This window comes from Halomonas getboli, assembly GCF_023094245.1.
Taxonomy (GTDB): domain Bacteria; phylum Pseudomonadota; class Gammaproteobacteria; order Pseudomonadales; family Halomonadaceae; genus Halomonas; species Halomonas getboli.
The window spans coordinates 36,726-60,017 of record NZ_JALMEW010000007.1; the positions used below are offsets into that span (position 1 = coordinate 36,726).

General features: G+C 68.8%; 17 protein-coding genes. 13 read left to right on the forward strand and 4 right to left on the reverse strand.

Translation table 11 applies throughout. The features are described 5' to 3' along the window. The first annotated feature begins 53 nt into the window (after window positions 1-53). The 5 genes from MYL53_RS14175 to MYL53_RS14195 all read left to right on the forward strand — a co-directional run bounded on the left by MYL53_RS14175 (window position 54) and on the right by MYL53_RS14195 (window position 5,244). Window positions 54-791: a ribonucleoside-diphosphate reductase gene (locus MYL53_RS14175; RefSeq protein ID WP_247854597.1), complete on the forward strand. Its 738-nt coding sequence runs from the start codon at window positions 54-56 to the stop codon at window positions 789-791. A gap of 229 nt (window positions 792-1,020) precedes the next feature. After that, window positions 1,021-2,049: an amino acid ABC transporter substrate-binding protein gene (locus tag MYL53_RS14180; RefSeq protein WP_247854598.1), complete on the forward strand. Its 1,029-nt coding sequence runs from the start codon at window positions 1,021-1,023 to the stop codon at window positions 2,047-2,049. Between the two features lie 73 nt (window positions 2,050-2,122). Continuing rightward, on the forward strand, window positions 2,123-3,301 hold the full coding sequence (locus MYL53_RS14185; RefSeq protein ID WP_247854599.1) for an amino acid ABC transporter permease: 1,179 nt from the start codon (window positions 2,123-2,125) through the stop codon (window positions 3,299-3,301). Window position 3,302: 1 nt separating this feature from the next. Next, complete coding sequence (locus MYL53_RS14190; RefSeq protein ID WP_425591761.1) at window positions 3,303-4,412, forward strand: amino acid ABC transporter permease; 1,110 nt, start codon at window positions 3,303-3,305, stop codon at window positions 4,410-4,412. 61 nt (window positions 4,413-4,473) lie between these two features. Further along, on the forward strand, window positions 4,474-5,244 hold the full coding sequence (locus MYL53_RS14195; protein WP_282103598.1) for an amino acid ABC transporter ATP-binding protein: 771 nt from the start codon (window positions 4,474-4,476) through the stop codon (window positions 5,242-5,244). Between the two features lie 71 nt (window positions 5,245-5,315). Here MYL53_RS14195 and hmpA read toward each other — a convergent pair whose 3' ends face one another. Continuing rightward, window positions 5,316-6,494, reverse strand: coding sequence for an NO-inducible flavohemoprotein (gene hmpA / locus MYL53_RS14200; protein ID WP_247854600.1), 1,179 nt, complete (start codon window positions 6,492-6,494; stop codon window positions 5,316-5,318). Window positions 6,495-6,686: 192 nt separating this feature from the next. On the opposite strand from hmpA, the gene MYL53_RS14205 reads away from it, so the two are divergent. Continuing rightward, window positions 6,687-7,148 (forward strand): globin, encoded by a 462-nt coding sequence (locus tag MYL53_RS14205; protein WP_247854601.1) that lies wholly within the window; start codon window positions 6,687-6,689, stop codon window positions 7,146-7,148. Window positions 7,149-7,236: 88 nt separating this feature from the next. Beyond that, on the forward strand, window positions 7,237-8,433 hold the full coding sequence (locus MYL53_RS14210; RefSeq protein WP_247854602.1) for an NnrS family protein: 1,197 nt from the start codon (window positions 7,237-7,239) through the stop codon (window positions 8,431-8,433). 13 nt (window positions 8,434-8,446) lie between these two features. On the opposite strand, the gene narL is transcribed toward MYL53_RS14210, so the two are convergent. Together narL and MYL53_RS14220 are read right to left on the reverse strand one after the other, a co-directional pair. After that, entirely contained in the window at window positions 8,447-9,091 is a 645-nt protein-coding gene (gene narL / locus MYL53_RS14215; RefSeq protein WP_247854603.1) for a two-component system response regulator NarL, read from the reverse strand. Next, on the reverse strand, window positions 9,088-10,881 hold the full coding sequence (locus tag MYL53_RS14220; RefSeq protein ID WP_247854604.1) for a type IV pili methyl-accepting chemotaxis transducer N-terminal domain-containing protein: 1,794 nt from the start codon (window positions 10,879-10,881) through the stop codon (window positions 9,088-9,090). Before MYL53_RS14220 ends, narL begins: the two co-directional genes overlap by 4 nt. Window positions 10,882-11,212: 331 nt before the next feature. On the opposite strand from MYL53_RS14220, the gene MYL53_RS14225 reads away from it, so the two are divergent. Genes MYL53_RS14225 through MYL53_RS14250 form a run of 6 tightly spaced genes read left to right on the forward strand, consistent with a single transcriptional unit; the run spans window position 11,213 to window position 21,588 of the window. Further along, entirely contained in the window at window positions 11,213-13,915 is a 2,703-nt protein-coding gene (locus tag MYL53_RS14225) for a nitrate/nitrite transporter (protein WP_247854605.1), read from the forward strand. Between the two features lie 13 nt (window positions 13,916-13,928). Next, window positions 13,929-17,735 carry a nitrate reductase subunit alpha gene (locus tag MYL53_RS14230; RefSeq protein WP_247854606.1) on the forward strand — a complete coding sequence of 1,269 codons (3,807 nt, stop codon included), beginning with the start codon at window positions 13,929-13,931 and terminating at the stop codon, window positions 17,733-17,735. Then, the gene (gene narH / locus MYL53_RS14235; protein WP_247854607.1) at window positions 17,732-19,300 is read left to right on the forward strand and encodes a nitrate reductase subunit beta; all 1,569 of its coding nucleotides are present in this window, start codon (window positions 17,732-17,734) and stop codon (window positions 19,298-19,300) included. The genes MYL53_RS14230 and narH overlap by 4 nt, the downstream gene beginning before the upstream one ends. Next, entirely contained in the window at window positions 19,293-20,075 is a 783-nt protein-coding gene (gene narJ / locus MYL53_RS14240; protein WP_247854608.1) for a nitrate reductase molybdenum cofactor assembly chaperone, read from the forward strand. Before narH ends, narJ begins: the two co-directional genes overlap by 8 nt. Continuing rightward, window positions 20,072-20,749 carry a respiratory nitrate reductase subunit gamma gene (gene narI / locus MYL53_RS14245; RefSeq protein WP_247854609.1) on the forward strand — a complete coding sequence of 226 codons (678 nt, stop codon included), beginning with the start codon at window positions 20,072-20,074 and terminating at the stop codon, window positions 20,747-20,749. The genes narJ and narI overlap by 4 nt, the downstream gene beginning before the upstream one ends. Window positions 20,750-20,775: 26 nt before the next feature. Then, window positions 20,776-21,588 (forward strand): peptidylprolyl isomerase, encoded by an 813-nt coding sequence (locus tag MYL53_RS14250; RefSeq protein ID WP_247854610.1) that lies wholly within the window; start codon window positions 20,776-20,778, stop codon window positions 21,586-21,588. A gap of 93 nt (window positions 21,589-21,681) precedes the next feature. Here the strand turns inward: MYL53_RS14250 and nhaC are convergent, their stop codons facing one another. Continuing rightward, window positions 21,682-23,220 (reverse strand): Na+/H+ antiporter NhaC, encoded by a 1,539-nt coding sequence (gene nhaC, locus MYL53_RS14255; protein WP_247854611.1) that lies wholly within the window; start codon window positions 23,218-23,220, stop codon window positions 21,682-21,684. Window positions 23,221-23,292 lie beyond the last annotated feature (72 nt).

Below are 23,292 nucleotides of genomic sequence, written 5' to 3' on the forward strand. Positions count from 1 at the left end.
CGGAAACCACAGATATCAGATGCGATGCCACCCTCTTTCACAGGAGCCCTGTCATGAGCGTCGAGATCACCTCGAAGATCGTTTCCTCCCGCGTCCGCCAGGCCCGGGACGTGCCGCCGCCGGCCGACGAAGACCCGCTGACGCGGCGCATTCCCTCGCGCCCCGAGGGCACTCTGGAGGCGGTGTCGGAGAAGATCTCCTATGTCGGCGCCGAGGGCCGGCGCAAGGTCTACCTGCTGGTGTCCTTCATGCCGGTGGAGGGCGTGCTCAATGGCGAGCGGGTGGTCATCGAACGGCCGGTGGAGTTCTTCCTGCCCTCCGGCCAGCTGTCCAGCGAGCACCAGTGGATCACCGCCACCATGCGCAGCCTGTCGCTGGCCGCCCGCGGCGGTTACGTCACCCAGGCGGTGGCCGACCTGCGTAAGGTGGCCTGGGACAAGGGCCGGGTGCGCTGTGGCATGAACCGCTGGGGCAAGCCGATGTTCCACGACTCCGAGGTTGCCGCCATCGCCTGGTCGATCCAGCAGATTCTCTACCGGCGCGGCTTCCTCGACCAGGATGGCCTGCAGGTGCCGGTGGCGGAGCTGGTGGCGCGTCACGCCCGGCGCCTGGCCGGCCGGCCCTGGCAGCCGCCCGGCCCCGAGGAACAGGCCGACGCCGAGCGCGCGGCCGAGGCCGGCCAGGGCGGCCCCGCCGTGGTCGGCCAGTGCCCCGAGTGCGGCGGCGACCTGGTGATGATGGACGGCTGCCCGACCTGCTACTCGGGCTGCGGCTGGTCAAAGTGTGGCTAGCCAGCCACGCCGGTCAACGCTCGGCGAGCCCCCGCCGGCACGACACAGACGACAGCCCCGGCCGATGCCGGGGCTTTCCTTGTTGCGGCGCAGCAAGGGAGAGCGAATCGAACGTTTAAATGCAAGCCCGTGCGCCGACTCCCGGCTCTGTTATGTTCGTTCCTGCGAACACGTTCGTCCTTCGAATAACAAGCACAAACCTTCTACTTACAGCTATGGAGTCAAGATCATGCGCAACAACAACAAGACGCTGATCGCCCTGTCCGTCGCGGCCCTCGGCCTGGCGGCGGCCAGCACCGCCTCGGCTTCCACCCTCGATGAGGTCAAGGAGCGCGGCAACCTGCGCTGCGGCGTCAACGTCGGGCTGTCCGGCTTCTCCTCGCCGGACGAGAACGGCACCTGGCAGGGGCTGGACGTCGAGACCTGCCGCGCGGTGTCCTCGGCCATCTTCGGCGACCCGGAGAAGGTGGTCTTCACCCCGTTGACCGCCAAGGAGCGCTTCACCGCGCTGCAGTCCGGCGAGATCGACATGCTCTCGCGCAACACCACCTGGACCGCCACCCGCGACAACTCCCTGGGCCTCAACTTCACCACCACCACCTTCTACGACGGTCAGGGCTTCATGGTCGCCAAGGATCTCGGCATCGAGAGCCTGGAGGACCTGAACGGCGCCTCCATCTGCATCCAGTCGGGCACCACCCACGAGCTGAACCTGGCCGACTACTTCCCGGCCAAGGGCATCGACATCAACACCGTGACCTTCGATACCCCGGACCAGACGGCCCAGGGCTTCGCCAGCGGCCGCTGTGACGTGCTGACCTCCGACACCTCCCAGCTCAGCGCTCTGCGCCTGCAGCTGCCGGACCCGGACAGCGTCGAGATCCTCACCGAGCTGATCTCCAAGGAGCCGCTGGGCCCGGTGGTGCGCCAGGGCGACGACCAGTGGTTGGATATCGTCAAGTGGACGGTGTTCGCCATGGTCAACGCCGAAGAGCTGGGCGTGAACAGCGGCAACGTCGACGAGATGCAGCAGAACCCGCCCAATCCCCAGGTCGCGCGCCTGCTGGGCGACGACGGCAACTACGGCGAGCAGATGGGCCTCCAGAACGACTGGGCCTACGACATCATCGCCCAGGTGGGCAACTACGGCGAGGTGTTCTCCGCCACCGTGGGCGACGACTCGCCGCTCGCCATCGGCCGCGGCATGAACGCGCTGTGGAACGAGGGCGGCATCCTCTACGCGCCGCCCATCCGCTGATCGGCCTCGACCCTCCGTTCCCCCTCACCCCCGCCCGGGGGTGAGGGCCGTCTCATCGCATTCGAGGCTCGACATGCTGCGTTCATCCTCTTCCGAGCGGGGGCCGCTGTGGCGTGACCCCGCCGTGCGCGCGCTGGTGATCCAGGCCCTGCTGCTGCTGGGGCTGGCGGCGCTGATCGTGATGCTGGTGACCAACACCCTGGCCAACCTCGAGGCTCGTGGCATCACCACCGGCCTGGGCTTTCTCCAGGAGCGGGCCGGCTTCTCCATTCCCCAGACGCTGATCGCCTACAGCGGCGACAGCACCTACGGTCGCACCTTCGTGGTGGGGCTGCTCAATACCCTGCTGGTGTCCGGCCTCGGCATCGTCGCGGCGACGGTCATCGGCTTCGCGGTGGGTATCGCCCGTCTCTCCAGCAACTGGCTGTTGGCCCGGCTGGCCGCCGCCTATGTGGAAATCTTCCGCAACATTCCGCTGCTGGTGCAGATCCTGTTCTGGTACTTCGCCGTGCTCCAGGCGCTGCCCAGCCCGCGCCAGAGCCTGTCGCTGTTCGAGGCGCTGTTCCTCAACGTGCGTGGGCTGATGATGCCGGCGCCGGTGCCCCAGCCGGGATTCGACGCCACCCTCTGGGCGCTGGCCCTGGCGGTGGCCGCGGTGGTGGGGCTTTCGCTCTACGCGCGGCGCCTGCAGGCCCGCACCGGCCGGGCGCTGCCGGTCTACCGGCTCGGGGCACTGATCCTGATCGGCCTGCCGCTGGCGGTGTTCCTGGTCACTGGGCGGCCGCTGGCCTGGGACGTGCCGGCACTGGCCGGCTTCAACTTCAAGGGCGGGGTGACGATCATCCCCGAGCTGATGGCGCTGTGGCTGGCGCTGTCGATCTACACCGCCTCCTTCATCGCCGAGATCGTGCGCTCGGGCATCCAGTCGGTACCGAGCGGGCAGGTCGAGGCCGCCCGGGCGATCAGCCTTCCCGGCAACATCACCCTGCGCAAGATCGTCATTCCCCAGGCGATGCGGGTCATCGTGCCCCAGCTCACCAGCCAGTACCTGAACCTGATCAAGAATTCCTCGCTGGCCACGGCCATCGGCTATCCGGACCTGGTGGCGGTGTTCGCCGGCACCACCCTCAACCAGACCGGCCAGGCCATCGAGATCATCGCTATGACCATGGCGGTCTACCTGCTGATCAGCCTGGTGGTGTCGGCGCTGATGAACCTCTACAACGCCCGCACCCTGATGAAGGAGCGCTGACATGGCCGAGATGGCGACACGAATCGAGATGATCGAGGCGCGCCGACCGCCGGACCTGCGCCGCGGCGTGCTGGGCTGGCTGCGCGCCAACCTCTTCGACGGGCCGCGCAACAGCGTCATCACCCTGTGCGTGCTGGCGGTGCTGGGCTGGGGGCTGTGGCCGCTGGTGCAGTGGGCGTTGATCGACGCCGACTGGCTGGGCTCGACCCGCGAGGCGTGCAGCGGCGAGGGCGCCTGCTGGGTGTTCATCAGCGCCCGCTTCGAGACCATCGTCTACGGCTTCTACCCCGAGGCCGCCCGCTGGCGGGTCGACACGGTGTTCATGATGCTGGGGCTGCTGATCGCCTGGCTGGCGATCCCCCGACTGCCCGCCAAGCGCTGGGTGGGGCTGTTCGCCCTGGTCGGCTTCCCGGTGGTGGCCTACGTGCTGCTGCTCGGCGGCCACTTCGGGCTGATGGCGGTGCCGACTCGCGAGTGGGGCGGGCTGATGCTGACCCTGACGGTGGCCGTCGTGGGCATCGTCGGCTCGCTGCCGCTGGGCGTGGTGCTGGCGCTGGGGCGTCGCTCGCGGATGCCGCTGGTGCGCGGCGTATGCGTGGTGTTCATCGAGTTCTGGCGCGGCGTGCCGCTGATCACGGTGCTGTTCATGGCCTCGGTGATGCTGCCGCTGTTCGTGCCCAACGAGGTGGAGTTCGACAAGCTGCTGCGGGCGCTGATCGGCATCATGTTCTTCTGGAGCGCCTACATGGCCGAGGTGGTGCGCGGCGGCCTGCAGGCCATTCCCAAGGGGCAGGAGGAGGCCGCCAAGGCGCTGGGCATGGGCTACTGGCGGCGCATGGGGCTGATCGTGCTGCCCCAGGCGCTGAAGCTGGTGATCCCCGGCATCGTCAACACCTTCATCGCGCTGTTCAAGGACACCTCGCTGGTGCTGATCATCGGCCTGTTCGACCTGCTGGCGATCATCCGCTCCGGGCTCACCGACAGCAACTGGCTGGGCTTCGCCACCGAGGGCTACGTGTTCGCGGCGCTGATGTTCTGGGTCTTCTGCTTCAGCATGTCGCGCTACAGCCAGTATATCGAGCGGCGTCTGCACACGGGACACCGGAACTGAGCGTCAAGCATTGAATAACAAGCACCTAACAACACGCTTTCAAGAACGAGGAAACACCGGCATGGCGACCACCAACACGGCCAGCGCCCCCGCCGACGAGCCGATGATCTCGGTCGAGGGGCTCAACAAGTGGTACGGCGACTTCCATGTCCTGCGCGACATCGACCTGACGGTGGCCAAGGGCGAACGCATCGTCATCTGCGGGCCCTCGGGCTCGGGCAAGTCGACCCTGATCCGCTGCCTCAACCACCTCGAGGAGCATCAGCAGGGCCGCATCGTCGTCGACGGCGTGACCATGACCCAGGACGTGAAGCGCATCGAGCAGATCCGCCGCAACGTCGGCATGGTCTTCCAGCACTTCAACCTGTTCCCGCACCTCTCGGTGCTCGACAACTGCTGCATCTCCCAGACCTGGGTGCAGAAGAAGCCCCGGGCCGAGGCGGAGAAGACCGCCATGGAGTTCCTCGAGCGGGTACGCATCGCCGACCAGGCGCACAAGTACCCGGGGCAGCTTTCCGGCGGCCAGCAGCAGCGAGTGGCCATCGCCCGGGCGCTGTGCATGCGCCCCGAGGTGATGCTGTTCGACGAGCCCACCTCGGCGCTCGACCCGGAGATGATCAAGGAGGTGCTCGACGTCATGGTCGAGCTGGCCCGGGACGGCATGACCATGCTCTGCGTGACCCACGAGATGGGCTTCGCCAAGACCGTGGCCGATCGCGTCATCTTCATGGACCAGGGCCAGATCATCGAGCAGGCCCCGCCGGAGACCTTCTTCAACCACCCGCAGTCGGACCGGACGCAGATGTTCCTGAGCCAGATCCTCGGTCATTAAGCGAGACCCGGGCAGCAACGACAACGGCCCGGACGCCAAGGCGTCCGGGCCGTTCTGGTTTTCCGCAGCGATCAGGCGGCGTCGAGGGGACGCGCCGGGCCGAAGTGCTCGTAGTGGCGACGCTCGTCTGGCACGCCCAGCTCCTTGAGGAAGCGTTCCATGGCGGACATGAAGCCCTGGGGGCCGACGAAGTAGCAGCGCGCGCCCTCGGGCAGGTAGCGGGCCAGCAGGTCGCGGTCGACGCGGCCGACGTGGTCGACGTGGTCGGCGCCGTCGCCCTGCTCGAGCACGCTGACGGCCGACAGGCGCTCGGGGTGCTCGGCGGCCAGGGCCTCGAGCTCGTCGGCGAAGGCGCGCTGCTCGGCGTCCTGGGCGGCGTGCAGGTAGACCACCCGGCGGCCCTCGGCCAGGGCCTGGCGGGCGATCGGCAGCATCGGCGTCTGGCCGACGCCGCCGCTGGCCAGCAGCAGCGGCTCGTCGCCGGCCACCAGGGTCAGTTCGCCGGCGGGCGGCAGCAGCTCGAGGGTGTCGCCCACGGCCATGACGTCGTGCAGGTGGCGGCTGGCCACGCCATCGGCCTCGCGCTTCACCGAGATGCGATAGCGGCGGCCGTCGGGCAGCGCCGAGAGGCTGTAGTGGCGATGCACCGGCTGGCCGTCGATGGTCAGGCGCACGCCGATGTACTGGCCGGGCAGATGCTCGGCCACCGGACCGCCGTCGGAGGGCTCGAACACGAAGGAGCGGATCACCGCGCTCTCCTGGCGCGTCTCGGCGATGCGGAACTCGCGCGGGCCGCGCCAGCCGCCGGCCTGATGCTCGAAGGCTCGGTAGCGCTGCTCCTCCAGCTCGATCAGCAGGCCGGCCAGCTCGCCGTAGAGGGCGCCCCAGGCGTCGGCGATCTCCGGCGTCACGGCATCGCCCAGCACCTCGCCGATGGCGGCCATCAGGCACTCGCCGACGATCGGATACTGCTCGGGGCGGATATCCAGCGAAACGTGCTTGCTGACGATCGTGGCCAGCACGTCGCGCACCCGTTCGGGATCCTGGCGCAGCTGTACGTAGGCCAGTACCGCCGCGGCCAGCGCCCGCGGCTGGCCGCCGCTGGCCTGGTGGGTCTGGTTGAACAGCGGCGCGACCTCGGGATAGCGCTCGAACATCAGCGGATAGAAGCGCTGGGTGATGGCGTCGAGATGCTCGGCGACCACCGGGGCGGTGGCGGCGATCAGGCTTTCCTGGGTTTGGGTCAGCATGGACGGCTCCTGGGTGACGATGGGCGGTGTCTCTTGAAGATGCATTTAAAGTACATCTAAAAGACGCCGCCCACTACCCGGGGAGATGGTCCATATTGTCGCAGTCGCGCCTTGGCTTGATCTCGATCAAGGCCGGGCCCCCCATAGGCGCGGCTAGGCTGGGGAACAGGCCGTTGCCGCGGGGGAAGAAGCATGGATATCGTCAAGGTCTTCGATGCCAGCTATGCGCGCGTCATGGCCCATGAGGTAGAGGGCCGGGGCTTCTTCGAGGCCTTCTACCGACGCTTCCAGGAGGGCTCGACGGAGGTGGCCGGGAAGTTCCGCGGCATCGACATGGACCGCCAGCAGGCAATGCTCAAGAAGTCGTTCTACCACCTGCTGAGCCTCTATGCGGCCAGCCACGACGGCGACTACCTGGCGCGGGTGGCGATTCGCCACGGCCGCGGGCACCTCGATATCCGCCCGGCGCTCTACGATCGCTGGCTGGAGACGATGATGGTGACGCTGCGCGAATACGATCCCGAGTGCGGCGACGAGCAGGAGCTGGCCTGGCGGCTGGTGATGGCACCGGGCATCGCCTATATGAAGTTCCACTACGACCGCGAGACGCCGGTGGGCGATGCGCAGGTCGAGAGCGACGCATGCGGCGGATAAGGACGTCTTCTTGATGCCTGTCATGGTCCGCTCCGGCCGGCCCGACGCACCATGCCGATCACCCAGCATCACACTCGGATATCTCACCATGACGGCTTCCCGCTCCCTTCCGGCACGCCTGCCCGTGGCGGGCCTGGCCTTTCGCCCCTTCTTCCTGCTGGCACCCCTGTTCGGCATCGCGGCATTGCTGGTGTGGCTGGGCTTCTGGCAGGGCGATGTCCTGCTGCACCCCCATGGCGGCATGCTGTGGTGGCACCGGCACGAGATGCTGTTTGGCGTCGCCGTTGCCGTCATCGCCGGGTTCCTGCTCACCGCGGTGCAGAACTGGACCGGCCGGCCCGGCCTCAGCGGCCTGCCGCTGCTGGGCCTGGTGGCGCTGTGGCTCGCCGCGCGCGTGCTGCTGGCCTTCCCCCTCGGCCTGCCGCCCTGGGTGCCGATGCTGATCGATGCGGGCTTCCCGGTCGCGGTGGCGGGCGTGATGGCGCAGACGGTCATCGCCGCCCGGCGCTGGCGCAACCTGATCTTCCTGCCCCTGCTGGGGCTGCTGGCGGCGGCCGATCTGGCCATGCATCTGGGCGTCTGGTGGGGGAACGGCGAGCTGGTGCGGCGAGGGGCGCATCTGGCGGTGCTGCTGATCGTCGCCGTGATGGTGGTGATGGGCGGGCGGGTGATTCCGCTGTTCACCGCCAACCGCCTGGGCCGCCCCCGGCCCGAGCCTTGGCGCTGGCTGGAGGGGCTGACGCTGGCGAGCACGGCGGCGGTGCTGAGTGCCCAGCTCGCCGCCCTGCTGGGCGCCGTTCCGCCTGCCGCGGCGATGGCGGGGCTGCTGGCCCTGGCCGCGCTGGCCAATGCCCTGCGCCTGGCCCGCTGGGGCGGGCGGCAGGCGTGGCGAGAGCCATTGCTCTGGGGGCTCCATGCCAGCTATGCCGCCCTCCCGCTGGGCCTGGGCATGTGGGCCCTGGCGGCGCTCGGCGCCTTCCGCGTCGAGCTGGCGGTGTATGCGCTGACCATCGGTGCCATGGGCACCATGATGCTGGCGATGATGGCGCGGGTCTCGCTGGGACACACCGGACGCCCTGTCGAGACCCGACCGGGCATCGGCTTGGCGCTGGGCATGATGGTCGTGGCCGGCCTGCTGCGCGCGCCGGTGCTGGCGCTGTTCCCGGGCATCACGCACCTGACCTACAGCCTGACCATCCTTCTGTGGTGCCTGGCCCATGCGATCTTCCTGCTGCACTACGCGGTGCCGCTGAGCACGGCGCGCCTCGACGGCAGGCCAGGCTAGCGAGAGCGGCGGGCTACTGGTCCACCCCCGCCTGCACGGCCCATACCGCGGCCTCGACCCGGGAGCGCAGCCCGAGCTTCCTGAGCAGGTTCCTGACGTGAACCTTGACCGTGCCCTCGCTGATCGCCAGCCGACGGGCGATCTGCTTGTTGCTCAGGCCGCGGGCCAGGGCACGCAGGATCTCGCCTTCGCGGGCGGTCAGTGCGTCCAGCGCGTCGTCGCCCGGTGCCTCTCGCGGGCCGCTCAGGGCCCTCGCCAGCAGGCCGGCGAGCCGCGGGCTGATCGCCATGCGCCCCTCGGCGGCTTCCTTGATCGCCGCCAGCAGGTCCTCGGGCTCCATGTCCTTGAGCAGGTAGCCGTCGGCGCCGGCGCGCAGGGCGGCGACCACGTCCTCCTCGGCGTCGGAGACGGTAAGCATGACGATGCGGGCCTCGACGCCTTCCTGGCGCAGCGTGCGCAGGGCGCTCAGGCCATCGCGTCGCGCCATGTTCAGGTCCATCAGGATCAGCGTCGGCGACAGGCGGGTGGCGGCCTCGAGGGCCGCGTCGCCGTCGGCGGCCTCGCCGGCGATGGCCAGCTCGGGGTCCATCTCCAGCAGCTGGCGGACGCCGCGGCGGAACAGCGGATGGTCGTCGACGATCAGGATCGTGTTGCTCATGGCGTGCCTCCCGGCCGTGGGGTGGTCGTCGTCTCCCGATGGAGCCGTGGCGTGAAGCGCAGCCGTATCTCGGTGCCGCCCCCGGCCGGCTCGAGCAGCTCGAGTTGGCCGCCGAGGCCGGCGGCGCGCTCGCGCATGATGATGGTGCCGTAGTGGTCGGGCTGGCCGCTCCGGCCGCCGAGCCCGATGCCATCGTCGCGGATGCGGACCGTCACCCGGCCCGCGTCGTCGGCGGTCAGGCCGACCTCGCAGTGGCTCGCCCGGGCGTGGTGAACGACGTTGGACAGCGCCTCGCGCACGATCTGCAGCACATGCACCTCCTCGTCGGGCGACAGCGGGCAGTGGTCGAGCCGGTCGTCGAGGCGAATGGCGAGCTCGCCGCGATGGACGAATTCTCGCACCGTCTCTTCGAGGGCGGCTTCCAGCCCCGCCTCGGTCATCTTCAGGCGGAAGGTGCCGAGCAGCTCGCGCAGCTGCCGGTAGGCGGCGTTGAGGCCGCCGCGCAGCTCGTCGACGATCGCCTCGGTGTCGGCATCGGCGCCGGTCTGCCGCGCCCGGGCCTGCAGGCGGGCGACCTGGATCTTCAGGTAGGAGAGCGACTGGGCCAGCGAGTCGTGCAGCTCGCGGGCGATCACCGCGCGCTCGTCCATCAGCGCCAGCCGGCGCTGTTCGGCGTAGCCCTGGGAGAGCGAGATCGAGGTGGCGATCAGGCCGGCGATGGTTTCCACCAGGTCGCGCTGCCAGCGCTGGGGTGGCGTCGAGGGCGGGTACTGCAGCAGCAGTACGCCGTAGTCGCGCCCGGCTTCGCTCACGGATACCCGATATACCCAGGGCGCGGCGTCGTGTTGCCCGCCATCGAGGCAGGGCTTGCAGGCCGGTGCCCGGCAGAAGTCGGGGCAGTCGTCGCCGTGCGTGGACAGCCGCAGGTAGGCGCGTTCGGCGTCGGCCCGGGCCAGGCACAGGGTGATCGGCCCCAGGCCGGTGACGGCGGCCAGCGCGTCGAGGACCTCGCGATAGCTGGCGTCGCCGGGCGGTGCGCCGTTGAGCCGTCGCGCCGCCTGGTAGAGGAGCCGGAGGGTCTCGTTGCTGCGTTCGAGCTCGGCGGTCTTGGCCTCGACGCGGGCCTCGAGCTGGCCGTAGATCCGCGACAGGCTGTCGTTCATCTGGTTGATGGTGCGCGACAGCAGCCCCAGCTCGTTGTCGGCCGCATAGCGGGTGTGGCCGCTGAAGTCGCCGCGCCGCGAACGGTCGACCACATCGAGCAGGTCGCGCAGCGGGGGGATGACCTCGGTCGCCAGGCGGTACATGGCCAGGAAGACCAGCCCCAGGGTCAGGAACAGGATGATGCCCTGCAGCAGCCGCAGCCGCTGCAGGCGCGCTTCCGCCTCCCGCTGCAGCAGGCCGACCAGCCGGTCGATCCGCGCGACGAAGTCGTCGACCCGCGCGGCGATGGCGGCCGGCGGGCTCGCTGACGCGCCCCGCAGCATCGGCCTGAGCGCTTCCCGCCATTGCTCGACGATCGTGCGGTACTGACGGTTCAGCGCATGCCGGGGATCGTCGGGCAGGCGTTCGGTGATCAGCGGCGAGGCCAGGCTGCGGTCGAGCTCGGCGAGCCGGTCCGTGCGCTGCCCGGCGGTGTCGTCGTCGCCCAGGCGGGTCGCGAGCAGCCGGTAGGCCTGCATGCGCAGCGCACCGGCCCGGTTGATCGCCGCCGCGTCGCCGCTGGCGGTATCGGCGATGATGATCGAGCCCAGCATGCTGGTCAGCGCCAGCAGGACGATGCCGGCCATCGTCAGGCCGGCACGGAATGACAGGGAGCGTGGCGTGACGTGACGGATGCCGTCTACCTCCAATGAATCGTCGTCGATGTCCGGCGCGGTGCCGGGCCGAGTCGCAGCGTGGAAAGTGATTTTAATCAGCAGGTTATGAATATTCTCGTACTACCTCGAAAGAGGTAGACCGGCACAGGGTCGGCGATCGCCGGCCGAGATGCCTTGATCCATGTCAACGGGATTCCCGTCCCGTTGTAGCACGGTCTCCTCAGTGCTCCTTCCGACGCGCTTGCGCGATTCGCATCGCCGGACGCGCCCGGAATCCTTCACCGAGCCTGAGGGCATGACCATGGCCAATTCCACACATCCGCCGAGGCGCGCCCAGAATCGCGCCCTGAGCCTGTCCACGCTGGCGTTCACCCTGTGCTTCGCGGTGTGGACGCTGTTCTCCATCCTCGGCCTGCAGATCAAGCAGGACTTCGCCCTGTCGGATACCCAGCTCGGCCTGCTGATGGCGACGCCGGTGCTCACCGGGTCGATCAGCCGGCTGTTCCTGGGCATCCTCACCGACCGCTTCGGCGGGCGCTGGGTGTTCAGCCTGCTGATGCTGGCCACTGCCGTCTGCGTCTACCTGCTGACCTTCGCCACCAGCTATCCCATGCTGCTGCTCGGCGCCCTGGGCGTCGGCCTGGCCGGGGGCTCCTTCATCGTCGGCGTGGCCTACACCTCGGCTTGGTTCGAGGCCGAGCGCCAGGGCACCGCCCTGGGCATCTTCGGCGCCGGCAACGTCGGGGCGGCGGTGACCAACTTCGGCGCGCCCTTCCTGCTGCTGGCGCTGGGCTGGCAGGGCGCGGCGCTGGTCTACGCCACGGTCATCGCGATCATGGGCGTGGCCTTCCTGCTGCTGGCGCGGACCGATCCGCAGAGCGAGCGGCGCCGGGCCGAGGCCGTGCCACTCAAGCAGCAGCTGGCGCCGCTGGTCGAGCTGCGGGTGTGGCGCTTCTCGCTGTACTACTTCTTCGTCTTCGGCGGCTTCGTGGCCCTGGCGCTGTGGCTGCCGCATTACCTGGTCGAGGTCTACGGCCTGAGCATCACCGCCGCCGGCATCGTCGCCGCGCTGTACACCATCCCGGCGTCGCTGTTCCGCGTGCTCGGCGGCTGGCTGTCCGACCGCTACGGCGCGCGGCGGGTGATGTACTGGACCCTGTTCGCCTCGGCGGCCTGCACCTTCCTGCTCAGCTACCCGCCGACCCATTACCGCGTGCAGGGCGTGCACGGCATCCTGGAATTCTCGTTCGCCATGAACCTGGTCGGCTTCGTCGCGCTGATCATGGTGCTAGGCTTCTTCATGTCGCTGGGCAAGGCGGCGGTGTTCAAGCACATTCCCGGCTACTACCCGCAGCACGTCGGCGCGGTCGGCGGCGTGGTGGGCATGATCGGCGGCCTGGGCGGCTTCTTCCTGCCGCTGACCTTCGGCATGCTCAACGACGTGGTGGGCATCTGGCAGAGCTGCTTCATGCTGCTGTTCGTCGTCTCCGCCGCGGCCCTGGCCTGGATGCACTACGCGATCCTGCGCGCCAGCCGCGAGGAGTGGCGGGCCGGCCAGGAGGTCACCGACCTGCCCGAGCTGTCCACCCCCAGCCGCTTCGTGCTCCAGGACTGGCGCCCCGAGGACCCGGACTTCTGGGCCGAGAAGGGCAAGCGCATCGCCACCCGCAACCTGTGGATCTCGATTCCCAACCTGCTGCTGGCCTTCTCGGTGTGGATGGTGTGGTCGGTGGTGGTGGCCAAGCTGCCCCAGGTGGGCTTCGACTACACCTCCAACCAGCTGTTCTGGCTGGCCGCGCTGCCGGGGCTGTCCGGCGCCACGCTGCGCATCTTCTACAGCTTCATGGTGCCTATCGTCGGCGGCCGGCGCTTCACGGCGCTGTCCACCGCCTCGCTGGCGCTGCCGGCGCTGTGGATCGGCTTCGCGGTGCAGAATCCCGACACCCCCTACCTGGTGATGCTGATCCTGGCGCTGCTGTGCGGCTTCGGCGGTGGCAACTTCGCCTCGAGCATGGCCAACATCTCGTTCTTCTATCCCAAGCGCGAGAAGGGCAACGCCCTGGCGCTCAATGCCGGGCTGGGCAACCTGGGCGTCAGCGTCATGCAGTTCCTGATCCCGCTGGCGATCACCGCCGGGGTGTTCGGCGCCCTGGGCGGCGAGCCGCAGACGCTGGGCGACGGCGAGCGTCTGTGGCTGCAGAACGCCGGTTTCGTCTGGGTGCCGTTCATCCTGCTCGGCGCCGTGGCGGCCTGGTTCGGCATGAACGACATCGCCAGCGCCAGGTCCTCGTTCAAGGACCAGGCGGTGATCTTCAAGCGCAAGCACAACTGGCTGATGTGCGTGCTCTACACCGGCACCTTCGGCAGCTTCATCGGCTACTCCGCGGGCTTCCCGCTGCTGGCGTCCAACCAGTTCCCGGAGGTCGACGTGCTGCAGTTCGCCTTCCTGGGGCCGCTGGTGGGCGCCCTGTCCCGCGCCGGCACCGGCTGGATCTCCGACCGCTTCGGCGGCGCCCGGGTCACCCTGTGGGTGTTCGCGGCGATGATCGCCTGCGTGGCCGGGGTGCTGTTCTTCCTCGGGATCAAGGACCAGCCGGGTGCGTTCTGGGGCTTCTTCGCCATGTTCCTGCTGCTGTTCTTCTTCACCGGCGTGGGCAATGCCAGCACCTTCCAGATGATTCCCGAGATCTTCCGTCAGGAGGTGGCGCGGCTGATGCCGACCCTCGACGAGGCGGCCCAGCGCCAGCAGAGCGAGAAGGAAGCCGCGGCGACCATCGGCTTCACCTCGGCGATCGCCGCCTACGGCGCCTTCTTCATTCCCAAGACCTTCGGCAGCTCCATCGCCCTGACCGGCGGGGCCGAGCTGGCGCTGTACGGCTTCATCGCCTTCTACGCGATCTGCGTGGGGCTGACCTGGTTCTACTACAACCGCGCCAACGCCGAGATCCGCCTGCCGGCCCCCGGGCGCGCGCCCCGGGCATCGTCCGCGTCGCCGAGCCGCTGAGGAGAGCACTGTCATGAGCCATTTTCTGGACCGCCTGAAGTACCTGACCCGCCGTCCCGACGACTTCGCCGGGGGACACGGCGAGACCCGCGACGAGACCCGCGACTGGGAAGACGGCTATCGCCAGCGCTGGCAGCACGACAAGGTCGTGCGCAGTACCCACGGGGTGAACTGCACCGGGTCGTGCAGCTGGAAGATCTACGTCAAGAACGGCCTGGTCACCTGGGAGACCCAGCAGACCGACTACCCGCGCACCCGGCCGGATCTGCCCAACCACGAGCCCCGCGGCTGCCCGCGGGGAGCCAGCTACTCCTGGTACATCTACAGCGCCAACCGGCTCAAGCATCCGCTGGTCCGCAAGCCGCTGCTCAAGCTGTGGCGCGAGGCTCTCGAGGAGCAGGGCGACCCGGTGGACGCCTGGGCGTCCATCGTCGAGGACCCGGCCAAGACCAAGCAGTACAAGCGCGCCCGGGGCATGGGGGGCTTCGTGCGCGCCGACTGGGACGAGCTCAACACCCTGATCGCCGCCTCCAACGTCTATACCGCCAGTCAGTACGGCCCGGACCGCATCATCGGCTTCTCGCCGATCCCGGCCATGTCGATGGTCTCCTACGCCGCCGGCAGCCGCTACCTGTCGTTGATCGGCGGGGTCTGCATGAGCTTCTACGACTGGTACTGCGACCTGCCGCCGGCCTCGCCGATGACCTGGGGCGAGCAGACCGACGTGCCGGAGTCCGCCGACTGGTACAACTCCGGCTACATCATCGCCTGGGGCTCCAACGTGCCCCAGACCCGCACCCCGGACGCCCACTTCTTCACCGAGGTGCGCTACAAGGGCACCAAGACCGTCTCGGTGACCCCGGACTACGCCGAGGTCTCCAAGCTCACCGACGAGTGGCTGTCCGCCAAGCAGGGCACCGACGCGGCCCTGGCCATGGCCATGGGCCACGTGATCCTCAAGGAGTTCCACCTCGACAGGCCCAGCGCCTACTTCACCGACTACGTGCGGCGCTACACCGACATGCCCTGCCTGGTCGAGCTCGAGGTCCGCGAGGACGGCAGCCACGTGCCCGGCAGGCAGCTGCGCGCCAGCGACTTCGCCGACCACCTCGGGCAGGCCAACAATCCCGAGTGGAAGACCCTGGCCTGGGACGAGCTGTCGGACCGCCTCGTGGTGCCGCGCGGCTCCATCGGCTTCCGCTGGGGCGAGGCGACCCGAGACAACGGCGACGAGGGCAAGGGCAAGTGGAACCTCGAACCCCTCGACGCCGACGGCGCCGAGATCCAGCCGAGGCTCAGCCTGGCCGAGGCCCACGACGAGGTGGCCCGAGTCGCCTTCCCCTACTTCGGCGGCATCGCCCACGAGCATTTCGATCACGTGAAGAGCGGCGGCGCCAGCGACGAGCTGCTGTTCCACAGCCTGCCCGCCAAGCGACTGACCAAGGCCGACGGCAGCGAGGTCCTGGCGGTCACCGTGTTCGACCTGATGTGCGCCAACTACGGCATCGATCGCGGGTTTGGTGGAGAGGGCGAGGACGACGGCGCCACCGCCTTCGATGAGCTCAAGCCCTACACCCCGGCCTGGCAGGAGAAGATCACCGGCGTGCCCGCCGAGCAGTGCCTGCGCATCGCCCGGGAGTTCGCCGACAACGCCGACAGGACCCACGGGCGTTCCATGATCATCGTCGGTGCCGGGATGAACCACTGGTACCACATGGACATGAACTACCGCGGCCTGATCAACATGCTGGTCATGTGCGGCTGCATCGGCCAGAGCGGCGGCGGCTGGTCCCACTACGTGGGCCAGGAGAAGCTGCGCCCGCAGACCGGCTGGCTGCCGCTGGCCTTCGGCCTCGACTGGCAGCGTCCGCCGCGGCACATGAACTCCACCTCCTTCTTCTACAACCACTCCAGCCAGTGGCGCTACGAGAAGCTCGAGATCAAGGAGATCCTCTCGCCGCTGGCCGACCCGGCCGACTATTCGGGCAGCCTGATCGACTTCAACGTGCGCTCCGAGCGCATGGGCTGGTTGCCCTCCGCCCCGCAGCTGGCCACCAATCCGCTGGGCCTGGCCGGCAAGGCCGCCGAGGCGGGCCAGTCCACCAGGGACTACGTGGTCGACCAGCTCAAGAAGGGCGGGCTGCGCTTCGCCGCCGAGGACCCCGACGACCCGCAGAACTTCCCGCGCAACCTGTTCATCTGGCGCTCCAACCTGCTGGGCAGCTCCGGCAAGGGCCATGAGTACATGCTCAAGTACCTGCTCGGCACCCGCCACGGCATCCAGGGCAAGGACCTGGGCGAGGCTGGCGGCCAGAAGCCGGAGGAGGTGACGTGGCGCGACGAGGCCCCGGAGGGCAAGCTCGACCTGCTGGTGACGCTGGACTTCCGCATGTCCACCACCTGCCTGTACTCGGACATCGTGCTGCCCACGGCGACCTGGTACGAGAAGGACGACCTCAACACCTCGGACATGCACCCCTTCATCCATCCGCTGACCGCGGCCACCGATCCCGCCTGGGAATCGCGCAGCGACTGGGAGATCTACAAGGGCATCGCCAGGGCGTTCTCGAAGGTCTGCGTGGGGCACCTGGGCGAGGAGACCGACCTGGTCACCCTGCCGCTGCAGCACGACTCCCCCGCCGAGCTGGCCCAGCCCGACGTGAAGGACTGGAAGAAGGGCGAGTGCGAGCCGATTCCCGGCAAGACCATGCCGGCGCTGGTCGAGGTCAAGCGCGACTACCCGGCCACCTACGAGCGCTTCACCTCGGTGGGGCCGCTGCTCGACGAGCTGGGCAACGGCGGCAAGGGCATCGGCTGGCAGACCGGCAAGGAGGTCGAGTTGCTCGGCAGGCTCAACCACGTCAAGACCGAGGGGCCGGCCAAGGGCCGTCCGCGCATCGAGTCGGCCATCGACGCCGCCGAGATGATCCTCACCCTGGCGCCGGAGACCAACGGCCAGGTGGCGGTGAAGGCCTGGGACGCGCTGTCGACGATCACCGGGCGCGACCACCGGCACCTGGCCGAGCCCAAGGAAGAGGAGAAGATCCGCTTCCGCGACGTGGTCGCCCAGCCGCGCAAGATCATCTCCAGCCCCACCTGGTCCGGCCTCGAGGACGAGCACGTCTCCTACAACGCCGGCTACACCAACGTCCACGAGCTGATCCCCTGGCGCACCGTCAGCGGCCGCCAGCAGTTCTACCAGGACCACGCCTGGATGCGCGCCTTCGGCGAGAGCCTGCTGGTCTACCGCCCGCCCATCGACACCAAGGCCGCCGCCAGGGTGGCCGAGCCCGGTTCCGCCGAGCACAAGGGCAACGGCAACCCGGAGATCGCCCTGAACTGGATCACCCCGCACCAGAAGTGGGGCATCCACTCCACCTACTCGGACAACCTGCTGATGCAGACCCTGTCCCGGGGCGGGCCCATCGTCTGGCTGTCCGAGGACGACGCCCGGTCCATCGGCGTCGAGGACAACGACTGGATCGAGCTCTACAACGCCAACGGCGCCATCGCCGCCCGGGCGGTGGTCAGCCAGCGGGTCAAGAACGGCATGGCGATGATGTACCACGCCCAGGAGCGGATCCTGAACATGCCGGGCTCCGAGATCACCGGCACCCGGGGCGGCATCCACAACTCGGTCACCCGCGTGTGCCCCAAGCCGACCCACATGATCGGCGGCTATGCGCAGCTGTCCTACAGCTTCAACTACTACGGCACCGTCGGCTCCAACCGCGACGAGTTCGTCATCGTGCGCAAGATGAAGCGCATCGACTGGCTGGACGGCGAAGGCAACGACTACGAGCAGGAGGCCGTGAAATGAAGATTCGTTCCCAGGTCGGGATGGTCCTGAACCTCGACAAGTGCATCGGCTGCCACACCTGCTCGGTGACCTGCAAGAACGTCTGGACCAGCCGCGAGGGCGTCGAGTACGCCTGGTTCAACAACGTCGAGACCAAGCCGGGCATCGGCTATCCCAAGGAGTGGGAGAACCAGAACAAGTGGCACGGCGGCTGGCTGCGTCGCCGCGACGGCCGCATCGAGCCGCGCATCGGCGGCAAGTGGCGGGTGCTGGCGAACATCTTCGCCAACCCCGACCTGCCGGAGATCGACGACTACTACGAGCCGTTCACCTTCGACTACCAGCATCTGCATACCGCCAGGCAGGGCGAGCACCAGCCCACCGCGCGGCCGCGCTCGCTGATCTCCGGCCAGCGCATGAACAAGGTCGAGTGGGGCCCCAACTGGGAAGAGATCCTCGGCACAGAGTTCGCCAAGCGCCGCCGCGACGCCAACTTCGAGCAGGTGCAGGCCGACATCTACGGCCAGTTCGAGAACACCTTCATGATGTACCTGCCGCGGCTGTGCGAGCACTGCCTGAACCCCACCTGCGTGGCGTCCTGCCCCAGCGGCGCGATCTACAAGCGCGAAGAGGACGGCATCGTGCTGATCGACCAGGACAAGTGCCGCGGCTGGCGGATGTGCATCTCCGGCTGCCCCTACAAGAAGATCTATTACAACTGGAAGAGCGGGAAGTCCGAGAAGTGCATCTTCTGCTACCCGCGCATCGAGGCCGGCCAGCCCACCATCTGCTCCGAGACCTGCGTGGGGCGCATCCGCTACCTGGGCGTGCTGCTCTACGACGCCGACCGCATCGAGGAGGTGGCGAGCGCCGCGGACGAGCGCGACCTCTATCATCGCCAGCGCGAGGTCTTCCTCGACCCGCACGATCCCGAGGTGATCGCCCAGGCTCGCCGCGACGGCGTCGCCGACAGCGTGATCACCGCCGCCCAGCAGAGCCCCGTCTACAAGCTGGCCATGGAGTGGGGCCTGGCGCTGCCGCTGCACCCGGAGTACCGCACCCTGCCGATGGTCTGGTACGTGCCGCCGCTGTCGCCGATCCAGTCCGCCGCCGAGGCGGGGCAGGTGGAATACGACGGCGTGCTGCCGAAGATCGAGTCGCTGCGCATCCCGGTGAAGTACCTGGCCAACCTGCTCACCGCCGGTGAGGAGGCCCCCGTGGTGCTGGCCCTCAAGCGGCTGATGGCCATGCGCCTCTACATGCGCGGCAAGCACGTGGACGGCGCGGCCGACGCCGCAGTGCTCGACGAGGTCGAGCTCAGCGAGGCCCAGGTCGAGGAGATGTATCGCTACCTCGCCATCGCCAACTACGAGGACCGCTTCGTGATCCCCACCGCCCACCGGGAGCTGGCCGTCGACGCCTTCCCCGAGCGTGGCGGCTGCGGTTTCAGCTTCGGCGACGGCTGCCACGGCGGCGACAGCGAGGCCAGCCTGTTCGGCGGCCGCAAGTCCACCACCACCCTGGTCCAGCCCGTCGAGGTCTTCGACCCGCATGGCGGCAGCGCCGAGGAGGCTCGTCATGACTGATGCGGCGCAAGTCCTGCCCGAGACGATGCACGACATGTTGAGCCTGCGGGCGCTGGCCCGGCTGCTCGACTATCCCGGCGAGGAACTCCAGGCCGCCGCCGTCGAGATCGGCGAAGTCCTGGACGCCGAACGGCGGCTGCCGGCCCGGCTTCGTGGCGACCTGACGGCCTGGTGCCGGCGCCTGGCCGAGGGCGAGCTGCTGGACCTGCAGGCCGAGTACGTGGCGCTGTTCGATCGCGGCCGGGCGACCTCGTTGCTGCTCTTCGAGCACGTCCACGGCGAGTCCCGCGACCGCGGCCAGGCCATGGTCGACCTGCTGGCCGAGTACCGCGCCGCGGGCTTCGAGCTCGACGCCCGGGAGCTGCCCGATCACCTGCCGCTGTTCCTGGAGTACCTCTCCACCCGGCCCGAGGCCGAGATCGGCCGCTGGCTGGGCGAGATCCGCCACATCCTGGCGCGGCTCACCGCCCGCCTCGAGGAGCGCGAGGCTGACCACGCCCTGGCGCCCCTGGCCCTGCTGGCGCTGATCGGCGCCGAGGACGATGTCGCCGAGCACCGCGAGCCGGTGGAGAACGAGGCGCGCGACGACACCCCCGAGGCCCTGGACGCCGTCTGGGAAGAGGAGGCGGTGCGCTTCTCTGCCGCCTCCGACCAGGACTGCGCCCTGCAGTCGGCCGAGGGCCGGCGGCTGGCCGAACGCAAGAAGGTGACGCACGACGAGGCGGTCCGGATCCTCGAGTCCGGCGCCCCGCGGCAACAAGGAGAATCGTCATGAGCTATGTCCACACCCTGCTGTTCGGGCTCTACCCCTATCTCGCCGGCAGCGTCTTCCTGATCGGCAGCCTGCTGCGCTTCGACCACGGCCAGTACACCTGGAAGGCCGGCTCCAGCCAGATGCTCAGCTCACGCAACATGCGCCTGGCCAGCAACCTCTTCCACGTCGGCATCCTGGTGATCTTCTTCGGGCACCTGGTGGGCCTGCTGACGCCGCACTGGGTCTATGCCCCCTTCATGAGCGCCGGCACCAAGCAGCTGGTGGCCATCGTGGTGGGCGGCATCGCCGGCGTGATGTGCCTGGTCGGCGGCGCCATGCTGGCCTGGCGCCGCCTGACCAACGCCCGGGTCAAGGCCTCATCGGGCCCGATGGACACCGTCATCATCCTGCTGCTGGTGCTGCAGGTGTCGCTGGGCCTGCTGACCATCATCCCGGCGCTGGGCCACCTGGACGGCGGCGTGATGCTCCGGCTCGCCAGCTGGGCCCAGGCCATCGTGTTCTTCCAGGGCGGCGCCGCCGAGCATCTCGTCGGCATCGGCCTGATCTACCAGCTGCACATCCTGGTGGGGCTGACCATCGTGCTGGTCTTCCCCTTCACCCGTCTGGTGCACGTCTGGAGCGCGCCGCTGGGCTACCTGATGCGGCGCTACCAGATCGTGCGCCGTCGGGCCTGAGCGACACTGCTGGGAGAGGCGACATCATGCAGAAGATCGATATCGAGACCGTACCGGGCGGCGCGACGCCGCCCCCGATCCGGGTCGGCGAGGCATCCATCGACCACGCCGAGATCGCCCGAGAGATGCAGTACCACCCGGCGGATAGCGCCGGCGACGCCCGGGGCCGGGCGGCCCGCGCCCTGGTGGTGCGCGAGCTGCTGCGCCAGCGCGCCGGGCAGCTGGGGCTGGCGGTGGAGGAGGACGCGGATATCGAGGCCGCCATCGCCGCGTTGCTGGAGCGCGAGCTGGACGTCCCCGAGCCCGGCGAGGAGGACTGCCGGCGCTTCCACGGTGCCCACCCCGAGCGTTTCAGCGAGCCGACTCGGCTGCGGGTGCGCCACGTGCTGCTGGCGGCGGCGCCGGACGACGCCGAGCGCCGGGACGGCGGCTATCGGCAGGGCGAGAAACTCATTCGCGAGCTCCAGGAAGCGCCCGAGCGTTTCACCGAGCTGGCCCAGCGTCACTCCGCCTGCCCGTCGAAGGAGCAGGGCGGCGAGCTGGGCTGGCTGGCGCCCGGCCAGACGGTGCCCGAGCTGGACCGCGCCCTGCGGCATCTGCCGGTCGGGCTTCACGCCCGGCCGCTGGCCTCCCGCTATGGCTGGCACCTGGTGTGCATCGACGAGCGGCAGGAGGGCCGGGCGCTGCCCTACGACGAGGTCGCCGACCGGGTCCGGCACAGCCTGAGCGAGCGCGCCACCCGCCGCGCCCTGCGCCACTACCTGCTGGCGCTGGCGGAGGAGATCGGCGTGGAGGGCATCGCGCTGGACGAGGACGCCGCCGGCGCCCTGATGCAGTGACCCGGGCGCTCGACGGTAGCCCGGAAAATGCGCGATGCCCCGTCTGGCTGGCACCGGACGGGGCATCGCGTCATGGCCGTGATGGCGGACGGATCAGCTGGTCGGCTGGGTACGTCGCGGGTGGTTCTCGTCGGCGGCGGCCTGGCAGGCGCCCAGGTCGGTGGCGATGGCTTCCCCCTGCTCCTGCCAGTGGCGGCGTTCCTCGGCGCTGGCCTTGGGCGAGAACAGCCCGGTCTGGGCATAGAACACGCCGATGATCGGCGACAGCCAGCAGGCGAAGGCCAGCGGAATGTACAGCAGGTTCTCGACATTGCCGTCGGCGATGCCGAGCCCCAGAGCGCTTATCACGAAGGCCCCGCCGGCGTTCCACGGCACCAGCGGTGACATCAGGGTGCCGCCTTCCTCGATGGCGCGTGACAGGTTGAGGGTCGAGTAGCCGAGTCCGCGATAGGTGGGGGCGAACATGCGGCCGGGGAGGGCGATGGACAGGTAGGGATCGCCGGCGACCAGATTGGTGGACAGCGAGGTGAACATGGCAGAGGTCTGCACGCCCCGGAAGGTCCGTACCCTGGTCATGATGGCCCGGATGATCGCGGCCAGGCAGCCGGTCTTTTCCAGCGCGCCCCCGAAGCCCAGGGCGATGAGCACCAGCGAGATGGTCCACATCATCGACTGGATGCCGCCCCGGTTGAGCAGGCTGTCGATGATCTCGACGCCGGTGTCGATGCTATAGCCATAGTTGGCATAGGTGACCACCTCATGCAGCCCGGCCCCCTGCACCAGCATGGCGGTGACGCCGCCGGCGAGGGCGCCGGCGAACAGCGAGGGGATCGGCGGCATGCGCTTGACGGCGAGCACGATCACCAGCAGGGCCGGCAGCAGCAGCCAGGGCGAGATGGTGAAGTTGGCCTGCAGGCTGCGGGTGATGGTCTCGATCCGCTCGAAGGAGGCACTCTGGTCATCGATCAGGGTGAAACCTGCGCCCAGATAGATGAGGAAGGCGATCAGCATTGACGGGATCGTCGTCGGCATCAGGTTCTTGATGTGCGAGAAAACGTCGGTGCCGGTGACGGCCGGCGCCAGGTTGGTGGTGTCGGACAGCGGCGAGACCTTGTCGCCGAAGAAGGCGCCCGAGACCACGGCGCCGGCGGTCCAGTACATCGGGATGTCGAAGCCCGCGCCGATGCCCATCAGGGCCAGCCCCACCGTGCCGACGGTGCCCCAGGACGTGCCCAGCGACAGCGAGACCACCGAGCACAGCAGCATCGCCGCCGCGAGGAACACGGTCGGCGAGAGCAGCGTCAGGCCGTAGTAGATCAGCGAGGGCACGGTGCCGCTGGCGATCCACACGCCGATGATCATGCCGACGCAGATCAGCACCGAAACGGAAGGCAGGGAGATGTGAATGACGTGGAAGATGCCTTCCTCGATGCGCTTCCACGAGAAGCCCTGCTTGATGCCGACCAGCGAGGTGATCGCCAGCCCGATGGCCAGGGGGATGTGGGGAGTGAAATCGCCGAAGTGAAAGATCTGCACGCCGAGGGCGGCGAGGGTCAGGAGAACGGGGAGCACGGCCAGCGGCAGGCTGGGCTCCGAGGAACGAGCGGTCGATGTTGTTGTTGGGGCGGTCATGTTGTTTTCCTTGGTCTCAATGACGTGCGATCAAATGTGGCCGTCGCTTCGGTGCATCTCCTGGCGAGGTCG

Bases quoted from the DNA above. Each gene is read 5' to 3' on its own strand.
- MYL53_RS14175 (WP_247854597.1), top strand. From the start codon at position 54: ATGAGCGTCGAGATCACCTCGAAGATCGTTTCCTCCCGCGTCCGCCAG.
- MYL53_RS14180 (WP_247854598.1), top strand. From the start codon at position 1,021: ATGCGCAACAACAACAAGACGCTGATCGCCCTGTCCGTCGCGGCCCTC.
- MYL53_RS14185 (WP_247854599.1), top strand. From the start codon at position 2,123: ATGCTGCGTTCATCCTCTTCCGAGCGGGGGCCGCTGTGGCGTGACCCC.
- MYL53_RS14190 (WP_425591761.1), top strand. From the start codon at position 3,303: ATGGCCGAGATGGCGACACGAATCGAGATGATCGAGGCGCGCCGACCG.
- MYL53_RS14195 (WP_282103598.1), top strand. From the start codon at position 4,474: ATGGCGACCACCAACACGGCCAGCGCCCCCGCCGACGAGCCGATGATC.
- hmpA (WP_247854600.1), bottom strand. From the start codon at position 6,494: ATGCTGACCCAAACCCAGGAAAGCCTGATCGCCGCCACCGCCCCGGTG.
- MYL53_RS14205 (WP_247854601.1), top strand. From the start codon at position 6,687: ATGGATATCGTCAAGGTCTTCGATGCCAGCTATGCGCGCGTCATGGCC.
- MYL53_RS14210 (WP_247854602.1), top strand. From the start codon at position 7,237: ATGACGGCTTCCCGCTCCCTTCCGGCACGCCTGCCCGTGGCGGGCCTG.
- narL (WP_247854603.1), bottom strand. From the start codon at position 9,091: ATGAGCAACACGATCCTGATCGTCGACGACCATCCGCTGTTCCGCCGC.
- MYL53_RS14220 (WP_247854604.1), bottom strand. From the start codon at position 10,881: ATGGCCGGCATCGTCCTGCTGGCGCTGACCAGCATGCTGGGCTCGATC.
- MYL53_RS14225 (WP_247854605.1), top strand. From the start codon at position 11,213: ATGGCCAATTCCACACATCCGCCGAGGCGCGCCCAGAATCGCGCCCTG.
- MYL53_RS14230 (WP_247854606.1), top strand. From the start codon at position 13,929: ATGAGCCATTTTCTGGACCGCCTGAAGTACCTGACCCGCCGTCCCGAC.
- narH (WP_247854607.1), top strand. From the start codon at position 17,732: ATGAAGATTCGTTCCCAGGTCGGGATGGTCCTGAACCTCGACAAGTGC.
- narJ (WP_247854608.1), top strand. From the start codon at position 19,293: ATGACTGATGCGGCGCAAGTCCTGCCCGAGACGATGCACGACATGTTG.
- narI (WP_247854609.1), top strand. From the start codon at position 20,072: ATGAGCTATGTCCACACCCTGCTGTTCGGGCTCTACCCCTATCTCGCC.
- MYL53_RS14250 (WP_247854610.1), top strand. From the start codon at position 20,776: ATGCAGAAGATCGATATCGAGACCGTACCGGGCGGCGCGACGCCGCCC.
- nhaC (WP_247854611.1), bottom strand. From the start codon at position 23,220: ATGACCGCCCCAACAACAACATCGACCGCTCGTTCCTCGGAGCCCAGC.